General features: G+C 57.8%; 6 protein-coding genes. All 6 read right to left on the bottom strand.

The window, feature by feature from the left end; genetic code table 11:
• Window positions 1-283: 283 nt before the first annotated feature.
• On the bottom strand, window positions 284-961 hold the full coding sequence (locus RWR81_RS11120; RefSeq protein WP_314457774.1) for a CPBP family intramembrane glutamic endopeptidase: 678 nt from the start codon (window positions 959-961) through the stop codon (window positions 284-286).
• Window positions 962-1,012: 51 nt separating this feature from the next.
• Entirely contained in the window at window positions 1,013-3,325 is a 2,313-nt protein-coding gene (locus RWR81_RS11115) for an FtsX-like permease family protein (protein ID WP_314457772.1), read from the bottom strand.
• Window positions 3,312-4,025, bottom strand: a complete 714-nt coding sequence (locus RWR81_RS11110) for an ABC transporter ATP-binding protein (RefSeq protein WP_314457770.1) — start codon at window positions 4,023-4,025, stop codon at window positions 3,312-3,314. The genes RWR81_RS11115 and RWR81_RS11110 overlap by 14 nt, the downstream gene beginning before the upstream one ends.
• The gene (locus RWR81_RS11105) at window positions 4,022-5,254 is read right to left on the bottom strand and encodes a hypothetical protein (protein WP_314457768.1); all 1,233 of its coding nucleotides are present in this window, start codon (window positions 5,252-5,254) and stop codon (window positions 4,022-4,024) included. The genes RWR81_RS11110 and RWR81_RS11105 overlap by 4 nt, the downstream gene beginning before the upstream one ends.
• A 13-nt stretch (window positions 5,255-5,267) precedes the next feature.
• The gene (locus tag RWR81_RS11100) at window positions 5,268-6,689 is read right to left on the bottom strand and encodes a radical SAM/SPASM domain-containing protein (protein WP_314457766.1); all 1,422 of its coding nucleotides are present in this window, start codon (window positions 6,687-6,689) and stop codon (window positions 5,268-5,270) included.
• A 935-nt stretch (window positions 6,690-7,624) separates the two neighbouring features.
• Window positions 7,625-8,083: a sterol carrier family protein gene (locus RWR81_RS11095; RefSeq protein WP_314457764.1), complete on the bottom strand. Its 459-nt coding sequence runs from the start codon at window positions 8,081-8,083 to the stop codon at window positions 7,625-7,627.
• Between the last annotated feature and the right edge of the window lie 2 nt (window positions 8,084-8,085).

The following is an 8,085-nucleotide window of genomic DNA, read 5'->3' as shown; positions in this document are numbered from 1 at the left end:
GCGGGCGGGGCGGTGTAGGTGCTCAGACGCGTGCGACTCATGGCACGAACCTACCCGAGACCGGGGCCGAGTCGGCGGTCAGCGTCAGAAGGAGAGGTCAGCGTGAAATTTACTGAGATTATTGACGACCTGGGAACTTGTTCACAGGTCGAGGAGGACCGTCCTTGGTCTGGGCAGACACAGGCGACTGTCACACCCGTGAATAACCTCCATAATATTCACACAATCTCACCCAGGTCAGGGACTGTCTCACTCACCCGACAAACAACCCCCAAGTCTTAGATTACGACATGATCCAAACCACCGACAACGTATTGTTCAAAATATGAGCAAGCAGCGGTGCACCGAGGTTGCCGGTCTTCGTGTAGCACAGCCCATAACACAGTCCGCTCGCGAAGTACCCTGCACCCGGGATAAGTTGGCAGTAGTCGCCGGCCAACAGCTCGGGACCTATGTGGAACAGAGCGAACAGAGCAGCGCTGACGACTTGCCCCAAGAGACCACTAATATTTAGCAGAGAGCGAAGCACTGCATAGCGGAAGACGAGCTCTTCCACTATCGGCCCCAAGAGACACACCGCAACCGCGAAAACAGGTGACTCAGACACCTGGGAGGAGAGCTGGTCCTGAGCAGAAGAGACTGACTCAAGGCTCCAGACGCGACCAATCAGGGGAACCACAACGGATTGGTAAACCTGTCCCACAATGAGGAAGTTGACTGCAAGCGTCACTCCGGCAACAAGAAGAGCCCGCCGCCAGCGGCTGGCGACACGCCTCACCATCTCCCACAACGGCTGCCACATCAGTGGCGGCAGCACGAGGCTCAGTAGAAACGGAAGAGATTCGTCGATTACCCCCGCCCAAGACAGCACGCTGATTCCGAGCCAGCCAAGCGGGGGTACGAGACGCGCCGGCGAGAGCTCCTCATCAAACCGCTTTGCCTGTTCGCTAGTGGTTTCCACCCGCTGTTTCTCCTCATGATCCGACAACCTACAGGCAGTTTGCCCCAACCGTCACACAAAAGCGCGAAGAAGATCATACCTCTTCAAAGACCTTCGTAGCTGGAACATCTCGAAAGCCGTGAAAAGAAGAAAGACCATCACGATTGCCGCGCAAGCGGGAAGATAGACCTCCTTCCACGAAACCTTAGCCGGCGCGTCGAGAAGCAGAGAGACGACCGCGCTCGACACCAACCTGAATAGAGCGATGGCGAGGAGAGCGCTCAGGGCGAACGAGAGCAGCTGTCGAAGCATGAAGGAACCAACAAGGAAACGGCGGGGCACGCCAATAGCCCGACAGATGACGAGATCCTTGGGCTGGACATACTTCATCACGATGAGACTCACATTAAAAAAGAAAATCGCGACGATACATACTATACACAGTTGCTGGAACAGAACAAGAAATGTCGTGATCAAGGATCCATATGCTTCGCCGATAGACGACACGTCTGCGACGGTCACACCCCGCAAGTCACTCAGGAAGGACGAGTCTGAGGCCTGAACAAGATCAAGCACCCGTGGCGCCTCCACTTCACCTTCAACCGGGAACAGAACGTAGTTGTCGTTAACAGTTCCTGAATCGTAGGATCCTGCAACAACATAACCTACCTTCTCGTCCCCACGATCGACACTCAGTGTATCGCCGACCCGAACGCCAAGCTGATCAGAAAGACGATCAGAGATCAGGACCTCGCCATCGTTAAGACTGAGAAGATCTGTTCCAGACGTACTCTTGAACGGAGTCTCATACTGACTCCGGTCTACTCCAGCGAGCGTCACAGCATGGGTGGCACCATTATCGCCGACCGTACCATTATCGCAGTACATACGGGTCCACCCTGAAACGGCGTCAGCGCCATCGATCTTTTCGCCGACACTCACCCCTCTCTCCTCCACCACCAGATAGTTGTAGCTGAGCTTAGCACCAAGGTTGTCGTTGAAGCTCTGCTTGAACACAGGGCCAAGTCCGAAGCCGAAGAGAATGAACCACAGAAGTAACGCCATGCTGACGACGGTCGACGTCGTAGACAGTGTCGCAGCGCGTGTGGTCCGGCTGGCGAACTGCACCAGCCGAGAGCGCCATCGAGGAAGCGTAGTTAAAGCGATCGCCACCCACCCGAGAAAACCGAACACACAGACGACCACCATGACAAGCACGCTTGAGACGAACATCTTGGTCTCTCCCAGAATGACCACGCAGTAGAATAAAGTCATCGCCAGGAAGAACGTGAGGATCGCAGTGAACGTGTCAGCAACTCGAATGCTCACACCACTACCGTCACCCCGAGTGATGTCATAGGCGTCGATATGCACCATCGGTTTTGAGAGCAGAAAGAGACAGACCGAGTACACCAGAAAAAAGTACGCGAACCCAGCCAGAAGAACTCCGATCGACAGCCGGAGATGAATATCCTGCTGTGCGAGGATTAACTGTGCAACCAGCGGGCTGAGCGCCGTACCGATCAGAATCGCCGGTGTTACTATCGCCATCAGTTCGTACACGAAGGCAAAACGAATGGATCTAATGGGAACTGCCACCATTCGCATAATGGCGACATGCGACCGTCGCTGTCTCAGGACAAGAAGAACACAGCTGAATAAGGAGAGCACCGTGGAGAGCATACACATCGTGCTCAAGGCGTTCAGCCCAAGAAAACTCGTTGCGAGCTGCTCGGCCATTTTCGCACGCTGAGACGAGACGGTTGTGTAGGTAAACCCGGTCTCGGCAGCCTCCAACTCATCGCTCAGCTCGTCAGGTGTGCCACTTTCGATCAGGATTGATTGCGCGTAGGTCGGTCCCCAGTCCGAGGCACGGGTCTTGATGTAGCCGAACGCCTCGGCGGTACTGTCAGGACCTCCAGCCGTCTCGATCCGTTCGACTGTGAGTGCGGTATCCCGAACCTCGACACGGTCTCCGACGCCAACGTGGAGCTTTGACGCCAATGACGCGCTGAGAACGGCGCCATCAGCCGCGACCGCCTGCTCACCATCGACCACGACGACGAGCTGGTAGTTGTCTCCGACCTTGACGGAGCTCATGTGCAGCCCATGACGCTCCACAGACTGCGCCTCACCCTTCGACTGGGCCTGGGCTAGAGCGTCATCAAAGGCCGCGGAACCGAACGGAGCCACGACTCGCAAGTCCGCTCCCACCGCGCTGGCGGCCACGTCGTCGGCGTGCTGCTTCGACGAGTGCATCACCTGCGGGATAGCCAGTGACACTGCCGCAGCGATCAAGGTGGACACAGCGATGAGCAGCCAGAGGACACGGGTACCTCGAACCTGATTCACGTTATAGGTTCGGAAGAGCTCAGAAGGCCGCATGATGCCCTCCCTTCCCTGAGACGGAGACTGCCTCACCTTTCGAGATCAGGCTCCCATCGTCCATCTCATAACACCGAGTGGCTCGCCCCCACAGCTGCACGTCATGAGTCACCACGACAAGCGCGCTCCCGACCTGCTCACGCAGTTCTTCAAGCAGCGTCATAACAGCCTGGGCAGCATCCTTGTCAAGCGCGCCAGTAGGCTCGTCGCACAGAACGAGTCGCGGTCGTCCGACGATGGCGCGGCAAATCGCTACGCGTTGAGCCTGGCCCCCGGAAAGCGATCTCGTTTTGCTGCGAGCGTACTTGGCAAGCCCGACACTTTCGAGGAGCTCTACCGCTCTCTTCGTTCGTGCGTGGGACGACATCTTCTCGCGTATTGCTAGAGCGATGTTATCAACCGGGCTCAAGGAGTCGATGAGGTTGGGGTTCTGAAACACCATTCCCATGTTAAGGCCTCGAAGACGGACACGTGCCTCATCGGACAGCGAGCTCGTCACCTGCCCATCGATGAGCACCTCGCCGGAGGTCGGCTGAAGAAGAAGCGCAATGAGATTGAGCAGCGTGGACTTTCCGCAGCCGGACCTTCCGCATATGGAGAGGTAGTCTCCGGCCCCGATGTCGAGTGAGACATCTTTGAGCACAGTAAGTGAACCACGTCCGTCCTGGAAGCTCTTGGAGACCGACGATAGCGTAATCATGATGGGCTCTGACCTTTCGAAGCGCGAATACCTTCAATGAATCTTGATCCAATCCCGAACACAATTTTCCCCATAATGAAGGCGAGAAATATTACCGGAATACACGTCACAAACACGTCGTCCAGGATCGTTATCCCCTCGGCGAAACGACCCGAGGCGACGTTCGCCAGACCGTCTCCCAGTCGCCTCATAATGGTCGAGAACTGCGTAACGGTGCTGTAGGCGGCGCTCAAACCCAGTACGATCATCACGGCACTGGACAGTGCGAAGAACACCGCCGCCACCTCATAATTTCGACCGTAACCTGTACGCCTGCCGCGCACAGCCGCCTTGATAACCTGCCACGTGTTGGTGGAGAGATTGTCGAGGCCGAGTGAGTCAGACAGGATCCAGTACCCGTCCAGCCTGGCAAAAGGCAGAAGGTTGATCGCCGTCATGCACGCAACAGACAGGGCCATCATGCAATATCGGGAGTCATGAAACACAATCCCCATGATCGACAGGGGTATGGTCGTAAGGATCTGAAAATACATGCCACCGAGATCGACGACAACGCGTTGCCGCACACTAAGCCGCCAAGCACTGCTGAGATCGACGAAGAACACGGGGATGAACATATAGACTCCGATTCCCCCACGTCCTGCGGCCAGGCCATAGCGGTAGACCGCGCTCACATGACCGCACTCATGGATCACGAGCGAGAGGTAGGAGATGAGGACGAGCCAGCCGCTATCGAGTGCGCCGAGTCTGGTCCCAGCAGAGTAAACCGAGAGCGCGCTCGCGACTATCAGGAAGGTGCACGCGAGTAAATTCACCAGAACTATGCCTGGCTTATAGAGATGACGACCCAAACAGAATACTGAAGCGAAGGTATCGGTGTGGACGAGAGGGAATCGGACCCACAGGCCACCGCTCCGTGATGCCTGTTTCGGTCCGGACGTTCCGACGAGGAGGCCGCGGCCAACGAGAACTTTCTCGACGAACTCCCGAAGCTGGTCGTCGTCGCAGACGACCGGTGTCTCGCCGTGCGCCAGTACCTCCTTGACGTCGGAGAGCCGACGCGTCCCGTCAAAGGCTTCCATGATGCGCAGCACCCGGCGCTTCACTCTCAGGTGCCTTTGATCATCCAAGGTGAAGACTACAGTGTCAGCATCATCTGACTCTGCAGAGACGGAATAGGCTTTGAGCTGGAGATAGTCGTACTTCGTGGCGTCATCCTCCGAGGCCACGAGACGCCCTCGATCAGCGGGCGGATCCTCGAACAAGTTCCTCACCCTTCTGATGCACGTAGACCTCAAGCGTTCTTTCGATGTCCGAGCAGACGTTGCACTGGATGTCTTCAAAACGTTCAAGCGATTTCACAGGGCAACCACCACCGCATAGCAGAAGGTACTTGCAGTCGGCGCACCCCGGCATGCGGAACGGGTCACGCTTGGTCCAAGCACTCAGGCGCTCCTTATCAACATGAACGCCGGTCTCATCGAAGGTACCGATCGTGCAGTCCCCTCTCCCAACATATGTGAGACAGGTTGTGATCGTTCCGTTAGGCGCGAAGCAGAAGCTGCTCCCATTGGTTGCCTCACAGTATGAGAGTCTCCACGGACGAACCCCGTCGGTCTGGTGGAAGAATCCCTCAACAAATCCGATCGTCGTGGAGAGCAGCTGCTTGAACAGCGCATCAGGCGTCCCATAAAGGCCCCTCGCGTGGAGTATCTCCAGCATCTCACTCTCCCTGAGCAGCTCAGGACGATCACACGCGAAGTCTTGGACGACGGAAGCGTACGGAAAAAGATGGTCATTACCTGTCCACCCACGCGCCTCTAGAACCGCCGGAAGATCAACAAGCTCATCAACGTTCTCACGGTCGACGTTGACGCGTAGAGCGACGAATGCGCCGAGGTCGAGGAGCTGGTCAACGCCGTCGCATACCGCGTCAAAGGTACCCGCGCCGCTGTTACGGATCCGGCGACTGTCGTGGGACTGACGGGCGCCGTCAAGCGTCACCTGGAAGGCAAGGATATCGATGTGCTTCTTAATAAGCTCAGCGTAGTGCTTAATGCTGGTCCCGTTGGTTACGACGCGAACTTGCATCGGGACGGAGCTGGCGAACTCCAGAACCTCGGTGACCAGGTCTCGGTTCGCACGAAGGAGAGGTTCTCCGCCGAATAGGCTGATCGAGGGCTCGACGTCACCGAGGAATTTTCGAACCCGAGGATCGCACCGGTATTCAGCGTACTCCTTGCGACATTTTATGATGTAGTCGAATATTGCATGCAGCTTGGCCGAGGTCAGTTTCTCGTACGCGATATGCTGAGCATCAGACTGGAAGCAGTAGGTACATCTGAGATTACAGGCCATGGATGGACAGATCACGAAGTTGGTAGGAACCTCAGAGAAAGGAGCATTAAGCGTGACGCGTCGCATCTGCGAAAGGATCCGGGCTTCATCTTGGTGATCATTGAACACGTAGCCGCGAGAACGGAGGGAGCTGAAGAGCTTTGGTTCAGCCTCCTCGGTCACAGTGCTCTCTGGCGAGGAGATACTGCGAATCTTCTCCCAGGTAGGAGGATCGACAATGTCCATCGCGCTGGTGAGCGTGTTAAGCAGCAGAGTGTCACCAGAGGGTAGGGGGAAATCCTTGATGTACTTCGTCAGGAACGGCATGGAATCCTCCGTCGTGCTCTGTGTGGTGATACGGGTTCGGCTTGCAAAGATGGTGCTGATTCGGACACCGATGTGCGCTTCGGGTGAGGTGCGACCCGTCTCTGGCGGTGAAATTTACTGACCGTTCCCGACGATATGTCGCAGATACAGCCGGGAGACGGATGCGGATTCTAATCGGTTGACGATGACGAGATGTAGCTGAGTCAGAGACTGAAGCAGAAGCACTTGAAGTCGAAGCAGATGCAGTCGAAGCATAATGAGAAACAGTTCAAGTACCCTCCGAACTCCTCCCTCCCCTCGAGCTCTTGAACATCAAGACCGGACCACAAGACATCGTTGACGGGCTTCATATCGGATCTCTCCCTTTGATATGCACGAGACGGGTCGCACCAGCGCGCACCTCCCAAAAGGCGCGTTATGAGGCTAATAATGCGATAGGAGGCTCGCAAGCCTTCGTAGCGGCGGTGGGCTCGGAGCATGCGTCGTCGTCGTACGCTCCAGCAGGTTTGGCGCACTATGACGGGAAGAACGACACACGAGCAGGCCGACGGATTCCTGGCGGACGAAGTGGCATGAAGGACCGTTCAGATTACTGATCGGTGAGATTTTCGTGCTTTATTTGTTACGGAAATTGCTCAGGCAGATCTCGCCCGGGGACCTGCCAGGAGTCGGCTTAGTCGGTAGGTGAGGGCCGCTGTTGCGGTTCGACGGGGGCGGTGTGTTGCCCTGTCCGGGGCGCGGGCGACCTCAGCGGGCGGGGCGGTGTAGGTGCTCAGACGCGTGCGACTCATGGCACGAACCTACCGGTGCGGACCTTCGGCGCAGTGGCCAACAGGCACCAACAGGCGAGCGCAATTCCCCGGCACGCCTCACACATCGACATTTTCTTCACAGATGACGCGTATTCGCGTCGTCTGTGAAGAAAATGTTGGTACTCACCCGGGGATCCGGATGAGGGGAAGGTAGGCGGACAGGTCGCAGCGCTCGCCGGAGGCCTGCAGGGCGCCGCCGGCCAGGGCGTCCTGCCAGGTGAGCCGGCCGGTGGCCAGGGCCAGCCAGGTGGGGGCGTCGGTCTCGACGACGCTGGGCGGGGTCCCCCGACGGTGGACGGTCCCGGCGATCGCCTGGGTGACACCGAAGGGCGGGACCCGTACCTCGACCGAGCGCCCGGGGGCGCAGGCGGCGAGCTCCTCGAGGGTGTAGCGCACGGCGGTGGCGGTCACCCGGCGTCGGGCGGCCCGATTGGCGGGACTGGCGGAGTCGGCAGCACTGGCGGCGCTGGATGCGCCCGTAGCCCCATTGGTCGGGCCCTCCTGGGAATCGTCGCGCTCCTGGGCCCACTGGCGCAGGGCCTGAGCGCCGGCGGCGGGGTCGATGCGTCGTCTAGCAGCCATGG

Source organism: uncultured Actinomyces sp. (genome assembly GCF_963526355.1).
Taxonomy (GTDB): Bacteria; Actinomycetota; Actinomycetes; order Actinomycetales; family Actinomycetaceae; genus Actinomyces.
The sequence above is the reverse complement of the archived record's forward strand: the minus strand, read 5'-3'. Positions and strand labels throughout refer to the sequence as shown.